The organism is Acidithiobacillus thiooxidans ATCC 19377 (assembly GCF_009662475.1).
GTDB lineage: Bacteria > Pseudomonadota > Gammaproteobacteria > Acidithiobacillales > Acidithiobacillaceae > Acidithiobacillus > Acidithiobacillus thiooxidans.
This window is the reverse complement of sequence record NZ_CP045571.1, coordinates 1,745,346-1,766,033: the sequence shown is the minus strand read 5'-3', so window position 1 is coordinate 1,766,033 and position 20,688 is coordinate 1,745,346. Positions and strand designations below refer to the sequence as shown.

Here is a 20,688-nt window from a genome sequence, read left to right as displayed (position 1 = left end):
GAGTGTGGTTGTATGGTGGATTACAAAACCGCGTAATCCGTGAGAACGACGTTTTGTATTTCCTCGTTTGGCCGTGCATCAATGGCTTGTTCTGCAGCATGGGTCTCGTTTTCAGCCAGGCACTCGAAGAAATGGTCGGAACGGACGACGGTAAATTTCCGCAAGGCAGGTGCGCTGTCTGGTGTGTAACCGAACAATAAAGAGGCCATTTCCCGATAGGCTGCTTTTTTGCAAGCCGCAGGAAGCTCATCCATGCTGATGGTGTGATATTCATTTGGATCACTCGGCGCAACCGAGTTCTGAATGACTTGTGATAGCCATCCAGTTTCTACCTCATCGTGAAATACATGCCCGATACGATTCATACAGATTGCCGGTACCACGCCTTCCTGTACCGGGTTGGTACTCCATGGATTCTGAGCAGTGATGCGCCGCCATTGAACTCCACGGTGGTGCCATCAAATTCTAAATCAGACATATAAACTCCTTATAAATTCAGTAGGTGATTAGCGGATAGCCTGTAGATGGCTAAGAAAATTTCCCAAACATATATTCCAGTTCGAGTTGTGCTGTTTCAAAATCTGTGGATACGAGGTATTCCAGGATGCCGCGCACCATATCGATAAGCACGAATTGCTGCAGAACATAGTCAAAAGCCATACCCACATAACCTCGTAGGGTATGCTGTTCTTTTTTGACGTAGACATGTCCTTTGGGGTCAACAACAAGCACAGGTAATGATGGGTTTCTCATGAGGTACACTCCTGTAACAGAGTCAGTTGCATCACTGACTACGGGGTTTCTGGTAACGTCCAGTAACGGATCCAAAGGATCAGGGAAACCTTTCCCATAACCACGACAGGTAGTAGGTATGGGAAAGGTTGGGGGATGCCCAACCCCAAAAGAGGTGTTTTGCAAAAAAAAGACCATCGGAGGATACAGATATCCCCACTGGGGAATTTCATGCTTCCCAGTGAGGCGGAACGGCTAAGAGGTTATGTTAGGTTTGCTTGTGATTCTTCGTGTCATCCAGATCTTTCAAAGACAATGGTAATTGCTTGGTGGCGTACAGAATCACTACACCAATAAACACCACTACTAAAGAGCCGGCTGAAATATCCCATCGCCCTACCATTGCGGCAATGGCTGCCGACAGAAAAAATAGAATGGTGAATACATTTCCTGCTGAGATCAGAAGCGTCTTTGCAACTTTGTTGACTTTTTCGTTCATAGTTTTTGCTCCTTCATGCTCTCTTTTGGCCTGTGTTTTTTTGCCAGCCTTCGCCGCACTTCATTTTCGCTGAAGAACCACGCGAAAGATATCATGGAAATGAGACCGGCGATCCCAAAGATCATTACCCAAAACATGAATGTGGTCGCTTCTTGCATGGCAGTATCCATAAAGCTGTCCTTTCTGGCAGGGTAAATTTGTCTGATTAATCTGTCAAAATGGCAACCATAATAAATGACAGACCTAAAGCTGGTGGTGTCTATAGGGATTGTGTACCTTTTTGGGTAGTGCTCGTTCCCTGGTAACGGCCAGTAAAGAGTCGCATATAAGCAACAAATTTTTCAGATACCCAAACATCCTTTGTTTATTTGAAAAATAAGTATGGTTTTCATAGCAGGAGAGGCCGCGCAGCATCAATGAGATGACTGAGCGGCGGCTTGTGAGTGGTGATGATCAGGCCTGGCAAGAAATGACTTACTTACCTGCTTGCTTATCTTCATTCTTGATGCCACGGATTGCGAATGCTGTTAGCAATCCTGCACCAATGACGAAGACGACCAGTGTGACGATGATCCCCACCTGGAATGGCATAAATACTCTCCTTTAATTGTGTGATAGGAGCTACAGTACGAGGCTTCCTATCATTTTACAGGGGCACAAAAAATAGTGCTACGTTTAATTTTTAATGCCGATGTACCATTACACCTCCGTGTCAGGGGAGTCGTCGTTGTCATTATCATCCTGCTTTGCTTCTTGGCGCTTTTTGTTGAGGTATTCTTTTTCGTTTTTTTCCATTTCCTTAGAATCGCGACGAAGAATCGCCTCGCGCCGTGCGCGTTCAGACGCCGGCGGATACACCCACCACGTCCACCAATACAACAGGGTATAGCCTACGGAAGAGACCGATACATTCTGCTGAACAGCCAGCTTCTCCAAAGCATTCCCTAATTCCGCTGGTAACCGGATATTGACCTGCATCCAGCCTGTGGCCTCTTTTTGGCCGATCTGATCTTTCACTGTATAGGTCAATCCCTTGGTCGGCCGCCACTTCAATCCGTGCTCCCAAGGTTTCTCTTTCAGAAAACGCTCTGTAGCTTCTCGAATCATGGTTTTGAGCGTTTTGCCTGTGGCAAAGGCCAAGGTTTTCGCATAAATCTGCATCTTGGACGGAGCCCTGGTTGGTATTTCCACAAAGGTCTTCCCCGTTTTTTTGTCCGTAAAAACACGCATAATAGACACCTCCTGTAATGAAGACATGGTATTAAGTTGTTACAACCATGCCGTAACGTTGTTCGCCTCTCGCGCAACCTGTGCGCCACGCGCAGACAGTGTGTAAAAGAATTGATGTGGGTAATCCTGTTTTTTCAGAATCCACTCTTGTGATAGCACATGTTCAAGCCTCGCCGGCACAATGCCCTGTTCGTTTTTAACGCGAACAATGAAGGGTGCATTCCTGCAAAAATAACCATGCAGCACCTGCCGCAAGGTCTAATTCCCACTTCTCGGCAATAAGGCCGGAAGTTGCTACCGCTATTGCGACCGCTTTGTAATGACGCATAATTGCTCCTTCCCCAAGAGGGATGTAATTACCCTCGCAGGTGAGCAGTCCCCCATGGGAAAGCGCCCATTGGGGGGTGTTAAATAATCCGGTTTACGTCCGGTAACGGTCTTTCGACGTAAGGGGTTTTTCCCAGCCTCTCGAAGGACGATAGGTTGGGGAAAATACCTTGTGCGGATTATTCAGAACGATGGGATTTTGCGGTGGATTGTAAATGCTTCCATCCAGATAAGGTCCGCTCATGTGGCCCAAACAGATGCCACCAGTGCGGTCCCAGGGAAGATTCCACCATGGAATGACTCCAGGCTATACCCATTCGGTCAGGATGAACCATGGAGAGATAGTGCTGATAATGGGCTTCGTAAGCGGCCAACCATTCCGATCTTTCCGCAGATTTTCCAGGTAAGGGGAGTGGCATCAGAAACACCTCGAAAAGGGGTGCCCGAATCAACGGGCACGCATGAAATAAAAACAGTTATAAAGAGATGAACTCGACGAACACGCTGCTATTGGCAGGCTTCGCAAGTGGGGTCATCGATCAGGCAGGCCTTTATGGCCGGTGCAGGCGTACCGCCCTGTACGGCATTCAAGGTACCTTCGGTGACGGTGGATTTTTCTGCAGAGGTCGCCCCCATAGTGCGCAGGTAGTACGTGGTCTTGAGCCCGTACAACCATGCTTGCTTGTAGAGGTTATCCAAAGCCTTGCCAGAGGGTTTTGCCATGTAAAGATTCAGGCTCACCGACTGGTCAATCCACTTCTGGCGTTCGGCGGTCATTCGGACCAGCCAGAGGGGGTCTATTTCAAAAGCAGTGGCATACAGTCTTTTCATCCAGGAGGGAATTCTGTCGATATGCGCCAGGCTGCCATCGAAATATTTGAGGTCATTGACCATCACGTCATCCCACAGGTCCAGTTTTTCCATGTCGGCCACCATTTGGGTGTTCACTACCGTGAATTCCCCGGACAGGTTGGATTTGACATAGAGGTTCTGGTAGATGGGGTCGATGCCCTGACTGACGCCCACAATGTTGGAGATGGTCGCGGTCGGTGCAATCGCCATGATGTTGCTGTTCCGTATGCCGTGTTGCACTCTGACACGAACCGCATCCCACAAATCGGGGTCGATAGCCGATGGTTGTTGGGCCGTCAGAAGTTCCATACCCCGTTCTATCTCCAGGCGTTGAACCGTATTGATTGGCAAAATGCCACGGCTCCAATCCGAACCCTGGAAGCTGGAGTACGAACCACGCGCAACGGCCAAATCTGCCGATGTTTGAATGGCCGCAAACGAGATGACTTCTTGCGATACACCCGCAAAAGTGACGGCTGCTTCGCTGTCCATGGGAATGCGTAATGCCTGTAAAGCATCCGCGAAACCCATGACCCCCAGACCGATGGCACGGTGCCGCATATTGGCATTGCGGGCTTTTCTGGTCGGGTAGAAGTTGATGTCAATGACATTATCCAGCATGCGAATAGCGGTTCCGACCGTTTCAAAAAGGGCTTCCTTGTTGATATGCCGGAGTGCGTTTACAGGCGTCATGGATTCACGCAATTGGTCATAAGGCCAATCTTCTGTTTCCAAATCATCGCCATGTTCTGAAATAACCGGATTGGTGATGAGGTGTTGCATCAGGTTGACCGAACCCAGGTTGCATACCGCTGTTTCGTCGTCGTTACTGTTCAGAGTAATTTCTGTGCACTGTCCAGTGAGGATGCCATTAAAAACACCCATGTGGCGGATCGGTTCTGAAAAGCAGTATGTATCGTCTGTTCTTCCGTTATCTTTGACTTCAACAACCTGCACAAAGTGCTCAGCGCGACGTTGTGTGGTCGTTAAGGGCATTTTCAACCGGTGTGGCATAAAACCCAGCTTGTTCAGCATGAGTAGTCCATTATGCGCAATCATCAGACGATAGATGGGTTTGCAATCATACATGGCTGAGTCACCTTTCCCGTCAGGCAGAGACACCTTACGCTGCTCTGCAAGAAGGGATACGGTGCTATAAACGCCCACAGTTTGAAGCATCAACCGCACTGACTCTAAAAAATCAGGATAGATTGAAGCGATCTGTATGGATGATGCATTCCCATTTTTGGTAACTGTTCCGTCCGCATCAAACAGTCCTGCTAACCACTGTACGCGGCTTTTCAGACTAAAATGCATAGGCACAGTATATTTTTCCGGCAAATCAAAAGGCAGGGTAAAATTCAGCCGCCCAGACGCATCTACAACGCCCGTTCCCGCTTTAATATCCAGAAACGGTGTGAGTTGTTTTTTTACGTCATACAAGGACAGCCTTGGACGGCCATTGCCGTATGTACCATCGCCACAGAAAAATCCGTGTGTGTAAGCATAAGGAAAATCTGGCCACGTAGCATCATCAATGACGGGATATTCCGACTTGATGAGCTTGTCGCCCGCTTTTAAATCGCCAGCCCGTACTTCTTTGGCTGGGATTCCATATTCATTTTGAATATAGAACTTATGATATGACGTACACGAAAGTGTGGCACCGTTATCCAGCCGTACTTCAACAAGCGGCTGATTCACCCCTGTTTGGTGTACGGTTGTCTCAGAGAACATCATGCCATTCCAAACCTTTACGGTTTTATTCACCAAACTGGAAATGGGGAGATGTCCTTTATCTGTAAGGACCAGCGTCTCAGGGGCAACACATAAATTTGAACTATGCACCACCCCGGCATGCCGTTGTGGACTGCGCACATTGCAGGGGTCCTTGAAGGTAATCCAGGGATGACCAGTTTCGAACAGCATGGTCAGCATTTTCCGCCAAAGCTCCACCGCCGGCACTTTCTTGAACTGTTCCAGTTGGCCGTTTTCCGCCATGCTTTCATATTCCGCATAGCGTTCTTCAAAACGGGTACCGTACAATTCGTGCAGGTCTGGCACTTCATTGGGGCTGAACAGGGTCCATTCGGCGTTATCCATCACCCGTTTCATGAACAGGTCGGGAATCCAGTTGGCCGTATTCATGTCATGGGTGCGGCGCCGATCATCACCGGTGTTTTTGCGGAGCTCGAGGAATTCCTCGATATCCAGGTGCCAGGTTTCGAGATAGGCACAGACGGCTCCCTTGCGCTTGCCCCCATTATGCGCAAGAAACGCAGTGGTCATGTAACTTTCGTCACCTTCCACTTTCAGGTCGCAAACAAAGGGTACGGGAGTGATATCGGCTATGGAGGTGACCCGCGAAAATAACCATCGCCCGATGCGCAGGGCCATGTGCTTTTGCACGGGTTCACATCCCAGTAATGCCGCAATCTTGGGATACGCTGGGATGCGCAGCTCATAAGACAGCCCACCACTGAGGGTATCCTGACTGCCATCTTTGCGCGTTGCCGTATGGACTTCATCGCGGCGATCGCGTTGGCGTCCAGAACTGGGTATGCCCAAACGTAACAGCAGGTAACGTACATTTTCTGCCAACGTAAGGGAGGCCGTGGTAAAAAGGATATCCTTACCGCGTGCGAGGTGCCCATCAGTTTGCAATAGCCCTTTCAAAATGGCTAAGGTTTGTGACTCAGGCAAGTGCAGAAAACGGGCAGAAACCTTTTTTTCACCTTTGGCGTTGTAGAGATCCGCAAAGTCAAAGGGTAGGACAGGAGCCTCTTCTCCGGCCACAAATTGACCGTTGACTGCATCCCGTAAACACGTCCGTCCATAGGCCCAGCGCAGTTGAACCACACTGCCATGTGCGCTGTTTTCCCAAAAATGGATATCGTGTTCGAGCAGATACTGACGGACGAACTGTGCCAGATGTGCCTTGCTGGTTGCGTTGAGCGTGACACCGTACTCACGGTTTACGCCCTGTTTTTGAGCCACATGACCGTCACCGAGCATGATGCCATACAAATAGGCCTCTTCATCGGTGAAGCCGGCAACGGGGATAACTTCTCCAGGAATCGTCTGTGCGACGTAATCGCCCACCTGCAGATTTCCGGCATCGACCCAAGTGGGTGACAGCTTTCCGTTCTCCAGGCGTTTCAAGGTGCGGGCAGAAGTTTCGCCCAGAACGACATTTTGAATCGCCAGGACGGGATGCCCAGTGGTGACCTGGATAGGCATCAAGCTGTGTTTAATCCGAATTTCCACCATGGGATCGTTTTGTGCGTAGGTCATGCGGGCATCCACCTGGCGATAGGTGCCGCTCACACCCAAAACCAGATCGCCTTTTTGAATGTGACTGATGGGTTGTGGCCCGTCCTGGGTATGGACCAGTGTATCCGGTGCAAAACATTGATTGACCGCTACTGCCGTGTCATTCACGACCTTGAGGAAGGGAACAACCCCTTGAGACTTGCCATTGGTGCCTTTAATCCAGGAACCCATAGCCCGTACAGGGGTCCAGTCGTTCCCCAGTCCACCACTGAACTTCGAGAGCAGGGCGTTTTCCTTGACGGCTTCAAAAATCCCGTCCAGGTCGTCCGGTACCGTGGTCAGATAACAACTGGAGAGTTGGGGATGGGTGGTTCCGGCATTGAACAGGGTCGGCGTGGAACTGACGAACCGGAAAGTGGACAGGACGTTATAGAACGCTATCGCCCATTTTTCCCGGTCAATTTCATTCACCGCCAAGCCCATGGCAACCCGCATCCATAAAGCCTGTGGCAATTCCAGACGGATGCCGTTCTCGTGAATGAGATAGCGGTCATACAAAATCTGCAAGCCTTGGTACTGAAAATGCAGATCTCTGGACGGGACAATGGCCTCGGCCATTTTGTCCAGATCAAAATCCAGCAACCGCTTGTCCAGGCGTTCGATGGCAACCCCTTTCCGGATGTAATCCTGGAAATAGTTTGCCGGGTAGTTGTTCGCGTCATAGTCAGAACCACCAATAAACACATCAGAAGGATTTTGACAAAATGCCTCTGCACGTATTTTTTCTAAAAGAAAAAACCCGGCAGTATAGGCATACATCGGGTCAGTCTCGATGAGTGGACGGGTGGCCATGATTTTGGCTTGAACAAACTCGTCTTCAGATATGCCATCAAAAAGCAGCTTGAGGAGGCTTTTCATGACCAGATCGGCATTGCCCTGCCAATCCCAACGCTGACAGGCTGATTCAAGATTTTTCAGAATCATGTCACGCGTTAGATAGATTTCGTCACCGTTTGCACGGCGAATAGAGAAATCCCTTTCCTGTACACCTTCCGGCTGATCAGTCTGCTTTTGCTGGAGACGCTGCTGCGCCTGTTTTTCCCGGTACAACACATAGTCGCGGGCGACTTTGTGTTCACCGGAGCGCATCAGCGCCAGTTCCACCTGGTCCTGAATGTCTTCGATATGGACGGTGCCGTCATTGCTACGACGATTCAGGTTGGCGACGACCAAGGCTGTGATGGCCGTGACTTTATCGCGTATGGATGTAGAGGCTTCAGAGGCGCCGGGGCGCATCACGCCGTCCGCATCCTTGAGAAAGGCCGTGTAAATGGCCTTCTCGATTTTCGTTGCGTCAAACGGAACTAATGTCCCGTCACGTTTAATGGTATGCATGATACCTCCTGTTGAGGGGCAAAAATGCCCGTTAAGAATGGGTGTTCCGGTTTACGTCCGGTAACGGCCTATGGGCATAAGGCGTTAAAAATGTCTGGATTTGGCCGAAGAGGGGCCATAGCCAGGCATTCTTTGGGCTCAGGCTGAGTGGGCGTTAAAACGCCGGGTGCGCCAGTGGAAACGGATCTTGCGCGTTCTGGGATAAACCCGATCCAGAAAAGGGTTTATGCAGAGAGTATGCAGAGATTTTGGGCAGGGTTTGGTGACAATAAGTGCCTTTTTTGGCGTTTTTTTGAACAGTCACGAAGAATAACCGCTCAAAAAAACGAGCACCCCATACAGCAGGGTGCTCCACTGACCTATTTTTATAGAAAAGCCGGACGGGTCGTGCTGACCGGTCCGGGGTGAATCAGGAAAAGAGGTCCAATTCCATAAAACCGGTATCCTTCTTTCGGGAAGGTGGTCGGGAAGCGGGCTTCTTCTTTTGGGGTGCAGGGCGGGGTGCAGCCATTTGTGCAGCGCCGAACACCAGAGACAAAATATCCAGTTCTTCTTCTTTCGGCTGCCCATCTTCAGCGGATGTGCAGGTGTTGATGGAGGTCTGGTTTTTGTCGATGGGTTTGCTACCAGCCAGCATGTGTTGAATATCGCGCATACTGTTGGCCCGGAACTCCCCGTCGGTGCAATCTTCACTCAGGGTGGAAATGGCGCCGGTAATGGCATCGTGACTATGGTCACGCAGACCATCGAGGAATTGATTGGCAATCGCCATCAATGAACCGGAATCATCGGTATCCTGCTCTTCCACAGCGGCGGACAGCCCGCTATCGGAGATGTTTCCCTTGGCTTGTGTGGAAACCCGGATTTTTTTCGCCATCAGCGACATCGCGGTCATTTGCGGCGTCTCGTCATAAGCGGCGAAGTAGATGCGGACTGGTTCCGTTTGTCCAATACGCCAGGAGCGACGGGAAGCCTGCAACACGGTGTCCGTGCTGTAGCCGGTTTGCATAAACAGAATACTGGTGAAGTCAAAAAGGTCCAGACCGGTTTTCACCAGATTGGGATTACAGATCAGAACCTCGCACCCATCCTTCAAGGCATCCTGTACCCAGTCTTCCCGGATTTCTGTGGGCACCGAAGATTTCAGCACCCGCGCATCTATGCCCTCTTTTTTCAAGATGGACTGATAACGCTGCGTCAGGTCCAGCTTGTCCGAGTAGATGGTGTAAATGAGCACCTTACGATGATGGGCCAACTCGCGGCGCACCAGATCCCGCATGAAGATTTCCTTTTCCAAAAGTTCGTCTTCACGCGCAATGGGATGGAGTACTTCAATAGGTTTGCTGTAAAGACGCGGTTGGCAGACCACCTTTTGGAATGCTCCGTCGGCGGCATAGAGCGCGGCAGACATGACCGGCCCCATGATTTTTTGCCCATAGCCTTCCTTCAGCGCTTCTTTTAACGCCTTGATAAGATTCGTGCAGAACGTCCTGACAGATGCTTTCTGCTGTTCAGGCATTTGGATACGGACAAAGGTTTCCCGATAGCTGGGTAACAAGCGCACGGGCGGATACCCTTTTTCCTCAGCCATAGACTGGAGACTTTTCTCGATATCCGGTAATTCCAGAAACAGGGCATTGGGCAACAATAGGTGAGAAACCACCGTAGGATGCAGCCCGGGCAGATTACGGGTTTGTCGGTACACTTTTTTACCGCGTGCCGATTTCAGCCCGTCTTCTTCGATGACCGTGACGATTTCTTTCACGATCCCCATTTCGCGCTGAAAACGTGCGCCATCATGGGCACCATATCCCAGACGGAGCATGCTTTCCGGGTCGCTTCGGAATAGAAGCGGGTGCAAAGAGGCCGCATAACCATCCACCAGAGTGCCGGTGAGACCGATGGTTTTTTTGCAGCAACCGGACAGGATGCCAAAGGCGACCCCCTGAGCCGTGTTGTCCCCTTTTAATTCGTGCAGTTCATCAAACAGGGCCACATCAAACCAGCCCCTACGCATTTTGCGTTTGATGTATTCGACGGGCGCATAGTTACCGTCTCCCACCGTAAAGCCGGTACGGTCCAAATAGGACCGCACTTTTTTGATGGCCGCAGGCTTCAGTAATTGCGCCAGGGCTGGGTGAATATCGCCATTGGATAAGTCACGAAGAATATGGCGGACCGTCTGCCCGTCATGGGTCATCAACTTTTGGATGGTGACTTTGCCCAATCCGGGTAGCGCAGAAAGCGCCGTGGACAAGGTTTCTTCGGGAGACTTCTGATGCAGGCGGGTGGCCTTCCAGAGGGCAGCACCGCAGCCTTGGGTGACCTTGTACGGATCGGAGGGATAAAGGACATGCTGACAGGTTCGCCTTTTGCTGAGCCAGGCCTCGTCTGCATGACAAAAAGAATGCGCAGGGCCAGCTTCTCCGTCCGCATTCCCGGAATAGAGCGTCATGTCCCCGATGCTGCTTTCTTTGTCTTTGTCCTCTTTCGGTGCCGGCATCATCACAGTGCCCCCACAATCGGGGCAGTAATGATGGGTGTGATACCATCCGCCGTTCCCTTTTTTCCGGCGGATGAGGGTCGCAGGTTCTATCCGGTAAGACATCCGCAATCGAACCCGACCGATAATCCAGAACTCTGGGATTTTGGGCGGGCCGGGGTTTTTCTGATAGGCCTTTTCGAGGACTTCAATAGCTCCTGCATGATTGATTTTATGCACGACGACTTGGGGGAAAGTAATCTCCAATTCGCGTGCCCATTTGCCGACGAGGTGAGGTGGCACCACGACGATGACGCGTTGTGGTCTTTCTCCCATTATGGCAATAGTGGAGCCACAGAGCGTTTTGCCCGTACCCATGTCCTGAGAAAGAACGATGGTCTTGGCTTGCTCTTCGTAAAGATGCACGGATCCGGCCTCAATGACCTCCCGTTGTGCCGGGAAAGGTTGCCGCAACATCCCGATACTATCCAGACGGGCGGCTATATGGGCATGCTGAGGATCGCCGTGCTGATATTCCGGGTCGAGAAAGTTTTTGGCTTTCTCAAAGAGTTGACCCGAAAATCGACCCATGAATTCGGTCATGGGCATTTCCTGGACATGAAAATCCATAAATGGACTCCTTTCGTTAGGCAGCGATACGTTTGCTGCGTAAAAGAAACTGTACGGCAGAAGCCATATCATCATCGCTGACATGGAGGGAAAACCCGCCCCATTGGGTGTTGCCAATGACAAAATCAATGGGGATGATGCGTTCCTGTCCGGAAGCTTTGGCACCGTTTTGTGCGCACAACTCATCAATGGCGGATACATCCCGAAGGATCTGAATGATGGGTTTTTTCCAGGTATCCAGAACCGGAACAGGAGACTGCCGCAGGGTGTTCCAGAGTAAATCCTCTGTATTATCCTGTTCGCCATACCAGAAAACGGTTTTTATATCGGACAGCATTTTGTTTTCTGCGTCCTTTTCGTCCTTTTTATCCTGCTCTTCGTTGTGGATCTGAAGATGCTGGTTGGGGATGATGAGGGTTTTGAGAATGCCATCAGAAAGGGTGCCTTTCTTCCCCATATAGCGTTGGGGACCGATGGAAAAAAACAGATTTTTCTCATATCGAATGGCGTCCCCTTTGTGAATGGAGGGCAGCGCATAGTCCATGGCACTGCGCCGACCGATAAGACTGGCTACGGTGAAGTAACGTTTTCCGGAGAGCGTGGTGACGCCCAGGGCATCACAAAACAATTTTTCTCCAGAGATTTCCACTTGATCTAATGCCTGATTCATCATGAAATCCTTATTAACTGAAAATTGGAGAGGTCCCACGCCAGAATCTGTGTAATATGCTTACGAACACTGGTGGTAACCGTTTTTTTCTGGGTTTCTTCGGCTTCCGCGCCTTCCAATACTTCCATCACGGTTTGCACAGTGCCTCGGACCAGAAAGCGTCCCTGTTCATCTTCCAGGTGCCCATCCAATCCACCAGATGCCAACAGCGCAGGAATATGTCCATCGCGTAACTGCCGTACAGAACGCAATTTTTGAGAGAGTGCATTCTGTGTCTGGAGGAATTGTTGCACCTCCTTGTCAAACTGTGGATTTTTCGCCAGCACCATTTCGACGTATTCCTTGGTCAGATGGTTTATCCGGAAAGTATCCGGTGTCCGGCCATCGGGGATGAGGAAAGGGGTGGCTAAAGGTTCTTTGGGCAGGGCTGGCAGCTCGGCGTCTGGAGTCAGCAGGAGATTACGCAGATCAATGTCTGGGTCCAATGCTTTCCCGGCTTCGCTTTTTTTGCGATACCCAATCACCACGATTTGTTTGAATTTATCCGTATCCGCACGGTAGACCAGCGTCGTTCCTTTTTGCAGATAGTTGGAAAAAAACTCCGCCATACGCGGGGCATCCCGATAAAACAGATAGTCCGGGAGTACGGCGACGAGGACGCCGCCGGGTATTAAACGACTGGCATGGGCTTCCCAGAACAATTGTTCCAGGCGCAGCCGCTTGTCTTTGACTTTGACCCAATCATAAGGGGGGTTGAAGAAAAGCAGACTGGCCCAGCTTGATGAGGCGACCAAATACAAGGCGTCTCCATGCAAGACATTTTGCAGGATGGCAGCGGATTTTTTGAAGCGCTCACCCGCTATTTCGACGCCGTATGTGGTGCATTGATCTTCTCCAAGATATTTTTGGAGGTCGGATGCGACAATGCCCTCGCCGCAGCAGGGGTCAAAAAGAACGGCCTTATCGCCCTGGAGGGCTAAGGCATGGCAAATGCCTTGGGTTGTGGAATCATCTGTGCGGTAATAACCGCGCGCGAGTTTATTGTGGTTCTGGCGTTCGCCAGAGCTCAGTGTAGAAAACATATTGGATTCTCCCATGGGAATGCGAGTCAGAATCCCGGTTGGCGTGCCGGGTCACGGTGCAAAACACAAAAACTTTGGGAGGTTTGAAACGTCATGCTTGAGCCAAACAACCTGCAGTGGGTGGCTGGATGTTTGGCTCAGGCATTACCTGAAAAGAGGGGGGCCGGGATCAAATTGATCCCGGGCAAATGGTAGAGAGAACGATTAGGCAGCGAGCATGCGCTGGACTTCTGCCTGGATACGCTGGGCATCCAGCGCTACATAGCGGTTGGGTGCATTCACGGGTAATACCGTGAATTTACCGGTTTTGTCTGGAAGGCGGGGTTGCAGGTAGCAAATAACGCCGTCCGCACGCTGGCTACTGATAGGTGAATGCGTAATAGTGACCAGGACGCCTTTTTCGACGCCATTGACGTATAGGTAGACGTCACCCCCTACAGCGATGCCGCCTTCATTTTTTTTGACCCGGCAATCCAGGTCAGGGAACCCCTTGGCGACAGTACGCAGCAAGGCGGCTGATTTGTTCAAGAAATTCTTTTTGTTGCTGTAATCGTAGGCCAGTTGACCGAAATTTTCTGGGTACATAAATAGCTCCTAATAATAAGCAATGGATGGTGTTTAGGCGGCTTCTGCTTCTGATTCAGGGATCAAAAATCCGCCAGAACAGCCGTAGGCCCGGACATATCGGCTATTTAAACAGTCGAATTGGTAGGCCAGAGAATTAACGGCTTCGCCGAAGGTCATGTTGAGTTCTGGTATCTGCCTGGGTGTCATGGTGAATACCTCTGCTGGATTTTCAGGTTGTGGAATTCCATGGAGATTGCCGGGCAATCTCTTCCACAAATAAACCACTGATCGCTTCAGGAGATCTTCTGAGTAGCCGCGATCGGAAAAAACATACATGGCAGACCCAAATAGCTCATTCCACGGAGATTCTTGGTACTCGTAGCTATCCGTCATGCCGTCAAAATTACCCGCTTTGAAAGCATTGATGATTTCATTTACTTGCGGGACAGTCGGGCCATCCATCCATGAGACTCGGATTGAGTTGTCGTCTGTCCTCACGGAAAACTTGCAGCCCTTGAATTGCTTGAGCAGAATGCGCATGTTTTTGGCCGCGCGTTTTCTGTGGTCGGTTTCATCGGCAGCAACCAGTAATTGCGGGTATTCCTTCCGTAACCGCTCCATTTCCGCGATAAATTTGGCCTTGGCAGCCTCCTTTTCTATCGCCTTGCGTTGGTCTCTTGCCTCAGCAAAATGGATGGCATTTTCAATTTCAGAAGCGGAAAAGGTATTGCCAAATAGCTTCCATGGCAGGTGTCTGATGACATTTTCAGGGACGTGATAAGACCGTTCCCCTGATGAAAAGACGATATCAAGCTCGGCCATTTTGGTGGTGTTCAGAACCAATCCAAAACCTTGCGGATGCGTCTGTTCACCGTGGATAGCCGTGATGATGCCGTATTCTTGGGAAAACAAATTCCCTGAGTACACCAGTTGCCCGACACGAATGGTGTCATCTTCCATGCTGATGATGGATTCAGGCATTGAAAACGCTTCGCGTTCCATATTTGACTCCTTGTGCATGATGCGCGCGTGGGCGCTAAAAGAAACTGCGGTGGCAGTGTGTTGAAAAATCTATCGGATATAGAAAAACCGATAAGGTGGTATCCAGTTGAATGTGCTGGTCACAGGAATAATCTTCATAACAAAATGCAGGATTTTGGTATGAATACTATGCGTATTGCCCCTGTAGAAAACAGGGGCAGGCAGGTCAAATCAATTAGTCATGGGTATTGAAGAAATCGTACAATTGATACAAAGCATCAATGTAGGCTGATGGTTCCGTAAGCCGCCATCAGCATGACGCCGGGATGGTCATGGCTTGGCACCACCATAAAGCGGATGCCGGTGATGTATTCGGCGCCTTCTTCTGCGGCTTTTTGCTGCAATTGAAGCAGCGTATGTGACATTTGTAACTCTTGGTCGCCGTAGACGTCTTTATTCAAGACGGAAATGACGCGGGTAATAAAGCCAGGGTCAATGTCAGCGGTGGTAGACGTTTCTACGCCAATGGCTTGCATAATAATCTCCTTTGTTGTTACGCATGGATAAGACCCGCAAGTGGATACTTGCGGGTGTTTTTTCAGTATCAAATGACTTTGGTTAGCAATCGCCTGATGTCATAAGAACAGTGATTCTTGCACTTGAACGGGCTGACTGCTGCCGTAACCATGTGCCATCCAGTCTGAGGTGTCCTTGAGCGTGAATCGCACAGGCCCATTGAAGATGTAATAGCGCTTGTCCGATGGTACAGATTCCAAATCAAACGAACCGTTACCATATTCATCGATCAGTTCCCGCTTTCGTTTGGCCATGTATTCATCGTCGGACGATTCAATGGGCTTTACGACGCACAGAACGTTGCCTGGGTTGGTTTCGGGCAGGGTTTTCAGGAAATCCCGGAATGACGTTATACACGCTTTATACGAACCAGGGTGTGAAAACTCCTGCTCATATAGGCTTTCGATGTAGTGCCCGATAGCTCGGTAAGGCCATACAGGTGCAGAGATACCCACCCCGTTTTCATCCATCTGGATGTAATAGGGCTCATATTTATCATCCAGCCGGATAAAGTGGGTTGGATGTGGCGGAGGCGTTTCATGGCATTTGTTAGGCATGTATCCGGTAATTGTGGATTCTCCAACATACGGGTATCCGTCGTTGGAAAAAGTTTTTGGGATGCTTGAATAAGCGTGAAATTTTATCGCTAAATCATAATGATTCAGGACCGTTTTCGGTGTTCCACGTTCTTCTACAGCCTCAATAAACCCCCTTTTGATGCCTGGATACAGCCGGTAAAACTCAAAATCCAACGGCTGCTCAGGATCATAGAAGTAAGGCCGCTTGATGCATTCAATCCACGACTTGATGTATCCCTCCGGGGTTAATCGACCGTTGGGGCTGGCCAACATGCCCCCTTCCACATCAGCAGCATAGGAAAAGATCTTCTCCATCGTGCTTTTGAGGTCGCCAATATGGAAGACGTGTATTCTCGGCGTATGCGGGAACACATTACTGTCATAGGTCACCTCATTCATGATGAATATGCGTTCACCGTCTTTGTTCAGGAACACGTTGGCCTGCCGTTTGCAGGTGTAGGTGGTACTCATTTGCGGTCTCCTTTCTTGAGGAAATGATCGGCGGAGAGGCCGATAAGCAGGGCGAATACCCATCCCGTACAAAACAGGATGAGCATCGCCCACATAAAGAGGTCGTTAGCTTCATGGGCGTTCATGGTTTTTCTCCTGCCATGAACGTAGGCTCCAAAAAATAACCATAGTGGTAGCCGTCGCTCCCAGATTGATGAGTAACCGCATTGGGCCAACAGGTACGCCAAATGCAGCGTATATGACCTCTATCATTGATGTAAGAAAGACGAATATATCAACGATACCAACGCCTAAAGCAATTTTCTTTATCAGGCTGTCTTCAGAAACAACCCGAATAATCCCGACAGCGATAATGGCCTGCATACTGAAAAGCAAGATGACAGACCATATAAGGATATGATTCATATTTGATCTCCTTTTTTCATGGTGATTCTTCCTGGGTTTAAGAACGGTCTGTGGGGTTATTCTGTTCCCGTGAAGCACAGGTTTTTTCGATATAAGCCCGCGCTGCATTCACTGAGGGAAACAGGAGTCCCTGGCTTTGGAGTTGCAGGGCATCATGCATGCTCAGTCCGGAGGCGATGATGTGTTCCGTGACCTTGCCGTTGTTAACACCATACACCGTGTTCTTGTAATGCAATGTCCAATTTTCCATGGTTCAGTCCTCGATAAATGTTGAACAAGGGGAGTGCTATGTGCGCAGCAATGCGCGCAGTTTTTGGATTGTCAGGTTCATAGATACCCGAACAGATAGTGGAAAACGCATAGCGGTGCGTGCCGTGGCTTTTGCCAAAAAACTTGCTGGTTTGTTCGATGGCACTCGTGGAATGCCATGGAAAAAACCCCGCAAGCGGGGGAGTGGGTAATGGGTTGGGTCAGGCCGCTTGCGCGCTGACTGGTTTTCGATATTTTTTGGCCTGTTTCATCAGCCGTTTCCAATGGTCGCGGTCAATGGGCAAGGATTGGAGGGAGAAGTTACGGTTATCAAAGAAAAAACCGTGATAATGGATCTCACCATGCCTTAACAGCTGCCACAACAATTCCAGGGCATGGGTAGCTACCGTCTGATTCACCATTAAATCCTGCTTGACCAAGGCCTCTGCCAGGCTGCAGGACGGGGTATCCTCGTCTTCCGCTATGGAAGCATCCATGATTTCCGGGAAGAGATCGGCAACGGTCGGTAGCAGGCAATACTTTCTTTTTGCAGAGGGGTTCCGTTTATGAAAATCGGAATTTCCCAATATCGCCTGCCCTGAGTGGTTGTTATTGCCTAAGTCTAGCCAGTACGAAGCGCTTTCCTTGATGGCCTCGTAGATTTCCTGGCGCGCACTACGACTGTCCACACAGGAAATGTATATGACTCTGGACTTGGCTATTTTAGGTGTGAATTTGCCATGATAAGACTGCCAGTTTAAACCGAAATACTGATTGATTCGGTTTACCAGCGTATGCGCTTTTGATTGCCCAATGTCTGACGGTGAAAACAGTTGCCGTCCCACGTTGGCTCTACTCACCGTATCCGGGTCACACACAATCACCTCGGGGGCTGCCATGTTGAGGCTTTGAAGTGCGACAACCATTCTGGAGAGTCCCGTTAATAATTGCGAACCGGTACCACCGGCCCCTATGACTACGATGGTCGGGGTCGCATAGAAACTGCCATCGTTAGGCTTTTGAAATAGATAACGATGCGTCATGACAAATCCCCCGCTTTGGATAGAAGGTCGGCCATGGTGAATTGCTGCTTGCCATGAACCGGTTCCATGGGTGCCAGGGCTTGTTCTGGAAAGCGATTCGCTTTGGACGCCAGAAGATCCACCCACAAAGTATAAATGCCGCCGGGATACTGGACCTGCGTGGCGTGATTCGCATGGGTAAAACGGGATTGAAAAAAGGCCGCTTCACAAGCCGATATATTGCCGGGTTCCGGTTTGGGAACCTTCACATTGCCCATGCAAATTGAACCCCCAGCATACACATTCATGTAAGGGGCCTTAAACAGGGGCGTGTTCAAGGACGGTCTTTTACGCCCTTTGACAGCAAACACGGACAATCCATGATCTTGCCAAACAAATACGAGACCGGGATGCGGCACGGGGCCGGATCTTTTGCCCATCGGTTCCGGACAATCAAAATAGGTGGTCCGGACCTGGGGTTCTGACCAGAACACCAAAGTGGATACATTGAACGCTAAGGTGCGATTATCCAACATCTGTAAGGGCGTCTTCCCCAGTAAGGCTTGATACGCACTGGCAAGCTCTTCTTGCGTTAACGCAGAACCCGGGAGAATGACGGGCGCGTTGTCTGAATTCTGACCAACAGGATGCTGTGTGGCATAGTCTACATGACCCCCATTTCCATACAGGAGGATGGCAGAACGCAACTGCATGCTGTGGCTTTCGATATGAAAACTGGTGTTCATAGTTTTTCTCCGAGAAAGGGCAATATACGGTGAATGAGCGTTAAAATGGTGCTGCAGTCCTGCAACAATTCTACCCAGTCACGTACATTTTCTTGTGGTGTGATATCCAGCATGAAAACGGCGTTGTCTTCGGCTTCTCCACTCTCCATGCCGCGTTGATACAGGTGGTCCAGCATTTGGTAACAGAGGCCGCCTGGCTCTCCGTTATCCATCAACATGATGCCGGCAAATTGGCTATAACCTTGCGTCAATCCGTACTTTTCGTACCGATTGGGTTTCGATGGTATTTTGACGGGCGTCATTTGTGAAAGCTGGTCCAGCAGTTTCAGGAGTTCCCTTTCTTGCCGATTCAGGGATTTTTCTTTGACCTGGATTCTGAGGTCCGTTTTTGCATAGCAGGCGTCCAGAGTCCATTGCGGGATGACCTGGAGCACATCGGTTTTGCGAAGTACGTTCACGTCCTCTTCAGGGATGCCGTCCGCTTCCATTTCCAGGAGGTATTCGGTTTCGTCATCGCTACCAAGCCACTCAACCATCTCTATGACACCCATCAGATCTCCGGGTGTCATCACGGAGATAGGGGATCGATAGAGCGTGTTTAGGGCGTATTCCACCAAACCATTCGCTTTTTGATGCATGGCCTGTAGCTTTTCATGGCAAACGAATGTCGGTGCATCTTCAAGCGGTAATGAAAACGTCAAGATTAACGTGTCATCACCCTCATTTTCCTCTATGTGTAAATCATCGAGGTGATGACCAAAAATCTCATCCATGAACTTTTCGGTTGCTGTATGCACAATCTCTTGAATAGATTGGCTTTCCGAGTCCTCCAGCTTTACCCCTATCTCCATGAGTGATTTGCCTAAATTCAGGATTTTGGCATTGCACGATTCCGAGTAAATCCACGGAATCTCTGGAGACAGGCTGGGCAAGCTCAGAACATGGGCGGCAGGTGTGACAGAACGTGTTTCGGCTTGCGTAGGGGATGTTGGGCACGCCAGTCGGGGCGCGTTACCATTCTTTCCAGAGAATAGGCGCATTGCTGCATCTCCTTTGTCAGTTTGGGGTACGGGGTAGCCCCCTTTTCGGGGGCTCCGTTGAGTCTTTCCAGGAGCGAGGCCATGGGATTATCCCTTGTGCCCAAGCACTTTCTGGAAGGTCACGATCTGCTTTTTGCCCTTGATTTCGGACTGCACATCGGCAGATCCGAGTTCAGGATACTGATGGGCGTACACAGAGCGGACAGTTTCGATGGGTAGCGTCGGATTGGGATCCGGCAAGGAAATCCCGTTGTATTTGAAAACGCGGGTAATGGATTCAACTTCGATCATGCCATATCTCCTTAAAATAGATCGCCAAGGTCTTCAGCCGGTTGTTTTGCCTTTTGCGGGGCAGCGGCAGGTTCCGGCTTTTTGGCGGGGGTTTTAGCGGGAGTGGCCGTCTTCGCTTTGGCTTTTTCAGCGGCTTCTTTAGCTGCTGCTTGGGCCTGTTTTTCGAATTCAGCCACCTGTTCGGCCAGTGATGCAATGCGTTCACGATAAGATTTCATGGCGTCCATAAAACCGACATTCAGTTCAGCGGGACTCGCACACAATGACAAAGGTATCGGGTCGCTTTTGCCTTCTGTCGCTTTCGGCAACACATTGATGCGCATACGCTCCCCATCCATGGAAAAGACCATGGTGGTTACCGCGTAATCTTTTAATAGTTCAGCAAGTTCATCAAAGAACATGGTTTTATACTCCGTATGAATGCCCGGTTGGGCGGGTAGGAAATTTGCGCGGTCAGACCGGCAAACGATAGATCCGGAAACGTCCGGTGCGGCACTAAAAGTGCGTAAACCTTTCCTTTGCCGTGTGCAGACACATGCCGTGTGCAACACATGCCGTGTGCAGACACAGCAGAGGAAAGGCGGCTCTCC

At 50.1% G+C, this 20,688-nt stretch carries 23 protein-coding genes; all 23 read right to left on the bottom strand.

The features are described 5' to 3' along the window. Positions 1-20: 20 nt before the first annotated feature. On the bottom strand, positions 21-365 hold the full coding sequence (locus GCD22_RS09340) for a hypothetical protein (RefSeq protein ID WP_153940749.1): 345 nt from the start codon (positions 363-365) through the stop codon (positions 21-23). Positions 366-528: 163 nt separating this feature from the next. Then, positions 529-753 (bottom strand): hypothetical protein, encoded by a 225-nt coding sequence (locus tag GCD22_RS09335; protein WP_153940748.1) that lies wholly within the window; start codon positions 751-753, stop codon positions 529-531. A 247-nt stretch (positions 754-1,000) separates the two neighbouring features. Continuing rightward, positions 1,001-1,231: a hypothetical protein gene (locus tag GCD22_RS09330; protein WP_153940747.1), complete on the bottom strand. Its 231-nt coding sequence runs from the start codon at positions 1,229-1,231 to the stop codon at positions 1,001-1,003. Next, a complete protein-coding gene (locus tag GCD22_RS09325) occupies positions 1,228-1,401 on the bottom strand; it encodes a hypothetical protein (protein ID WP_153940746.1) in 174 nt (57 codons plus the stop codon). Before GCD22_RS09325 ends, GCD22_RS09330 begins: the two co-directional genes overlap by 4 nt. A 529-nt stretch (positions 1,402-1,930) precedes the next feature. Next, positions 1,931-2,461, bottom strand: coding sequence for a hypothetical protein (locus GCD22_RS09320; RefSeq protein WP_211371661.1), 531 nt, complete (start codon positions 2,459-2,461; stop codon positions 1,931-1,933). A 196-nt stretch (positions 2,462-2,657) separates the two neighbouring features. Further along, a complete protein-coding gene (locus GCD22_RS18750) occupies positions 2,658-2,789 on the bottom strand; it encodes a hypothetical protein (RefSeq protein WP_280527700.1) in 132 nt (43 codons plus the stop codon). A gap of 178 nt (positions 2,790-2,967) precedes the next feature. Beyond that, entirely contained in the window at positions 2,968-3,207 is a 240-nt protein-coding gene (locus tag GCD22_RS09315) for a hypothetical protein (RefSeq protein ID WP_153940745.1), read from the bottom strand. An 88-nt stretch (positions 3,208-3,295) separates the two neighbouring features. Further along, complete coding sequence (locus GCD22_RS09310) at positions 3,296-8,308, bottom strand: ribonucleotide reductase barrel domain-containing protein (protein WP_153940744.1); 5,013 nt, start codon at positions 8,306-8,308, stop codon at positions 3,296-3,298. Positions 8,309-8,717: 409 nt separating this feature from the next. Then, positions 8,718-11,420, bottom strand: a complete 2,703-nt coding sequence (locus GCD22_RS09305) for a helicase-related protein (protein ID WP_170286731.1) — start codon at positions 11,418-11,420, stop codon at positions 8,718-8,720. 16 nt (positions 11,421-11,436) lie between these two features. Beyond that, positions 11,437-12,090 carry a hypothetical protein gene (locus GCD22_RS17985; protein WP_024894186.1) on the bottom strand — a complete coding sequence of 218 codons (654 nt, stop codon included), beginning with the start codon at positions 12,088-12,090 and terminating at the stop codon, positions 11,437-11,439. Beyond that, positions 12,090-13,172 (bottom strand): DUF6094 domain-containing protein, encoded by a 1,083-nt coding sequence (locus tag GCD22_RS09300; protein ID WP_024894187.1) that lies wholly within the window; start codon positions 13,170-13,172, stop codon positions 12,090-12,092. The genes GCD22_RS17985 and GCD22_RS09300 overlap by 1 nt, the downstream gene beginning before the upstream one ends. 204 nt (positions 13,173-13,376) lie before the next feature. Then, on the bottom strand, positions 13,377-13,757 hold the full coding sequence (locus GCD22_RS09295; RefSeq protein ID WP_024894188.1) for a hypothetical protein: 381 nt from the start codon (positions 13,755-13,757) through the stop codon (positions 13,377-13,379). A 33-nt stretch (positions 13,758-13,790) separates the two neighbouring features. Beyond that, complete coding sequence (locus GCD22_RS09290; RefSeq protein ID WP_024894189.1) at positions 13,791-14,741, bottom strand: LPD29 domain-containing protein; 951 nt, start codon at positions 14,739-14,741, stop codon at positions 13,791-13,793. Positions 14,742-14,998: 257 nt separating this feature from the next. Continuing rightward, a complete protein-coding gene (locus GCD22_RS09285) occupies positions 14,999-15,256 on the bottom strand; it encodes a hypothetical protein (protein WP_024894190.1) in 258 nt (85 codons plus the stop codon). 99 nt (positions 15,257-15,355) lie between these two features. Further along, positions 15,356-16,345, bottom strand: a complete 990-nt coding sequence (locus GCD22_RS09280) for a hypothetical protein (RefSeq protein ID WP_153940742.1) — start codon at positions 16,343-16,345, stop codon at positions 15,356-15,358. Continuing rightward, entirely contained in the window at positions 16,342-16,470 is a 129-nt protein-coding gene (locus tag GCD22_RS18745) for a hypothetical protein (RefSeq protein WP_254892640.1), read from the bottom strand. Before GCD22_RS18745 ends, GCD22_RS09280 begins: the two co-directional genes overlap by 4 nt. Further along, entirely contained in the window at positions 16,457-16,750 is a 294-nt protein-coding gene (locus tag GCD22_RS09275; protein WP_031573264.1) for a hypothetical protein, read from the bottom strand. Before GCD22_RS09275 ends, GCD22_RS18745 begins: the two co-directional genes overlap by 14 nt. A gap of 37 nt (positions 16,751-16,787) precedes the next feature. After that, positions 16,788-17,000 (bottom strand): hypothetical protein, encoded by a 213-nt coding sequence (locus GCD22_RS09270; RefSeq protein ID WP_031573263.1) that lies wholly within the window; start codon positions 16,998-17,000, stop codon positions 16,788-16,790. Between the two features lie 220 nt (positions 17,001-17,220). Continuing rightward, positions 17,221-18,042 (bottom strand): PRTRC system ThiF family protein, encoded by an 822-nt coding sequence (locus tag GCD22_RS09265; protein ID WP_142086247.1) that lies wholly within the window; start codon positions 18,040-18,042, stop codon positions 17,221-17,223. Then, a complete protein-coding gene (locus GCD22_RS09260) occupies positions 18,039-18,767 on the bottom strand; it encodes a PRTRC system protein B (protein ID WP_051690655.1) in 729 nt (242 codons plus the stop codon). Before GCD22_RS09260 ends, GCD22_RS09265 begins: the two co-directional genes overlap by 4 nt. After that, positions 18,764-19,807 carry a hypothetical protein gene (locus tag GCD22_RS09255; RefSeq protein ID WP_031573243.1) on the bottom strand — a complete coding sequence of 348 codons (1,044 nt, stop codon included), beginning with the start codon at positions 19,805-19,807 and terminating at the stop codon, positions 18,764-18,766. Before GCD22_RS09255 ends, GCD22_RS09260 begins: the two co-directional genes overlap by 4 nt. A gap of 87 nt (positions 19,808-19,894) precedes the next feature. Further along, positions 19,895-20,098 carry a PRTRC system protein C gene (locus tag GCD22_RS09250; protein WP_031573240.1) on the bottom strand — a complete coding sequence of 68 codons (204 nt, stop codon included), beginning with the start codon at positions 20,096-20,098 and terminating at the stop codon, positions 19,895-19,897. 11 nt (positions 20,099-20,109) lie between these two features. Continuing rightward, entirely contained in the window at positions 20,110-20,499 is a 390-nt protein-coding gene (locus GCD22_RS09245; RefSeq protein ID WP_024894199.1) for a PRTRC system protein E, read from the bottom strand. Positions 20,500-20,688 lie beyond the last annotated feature (189 nt).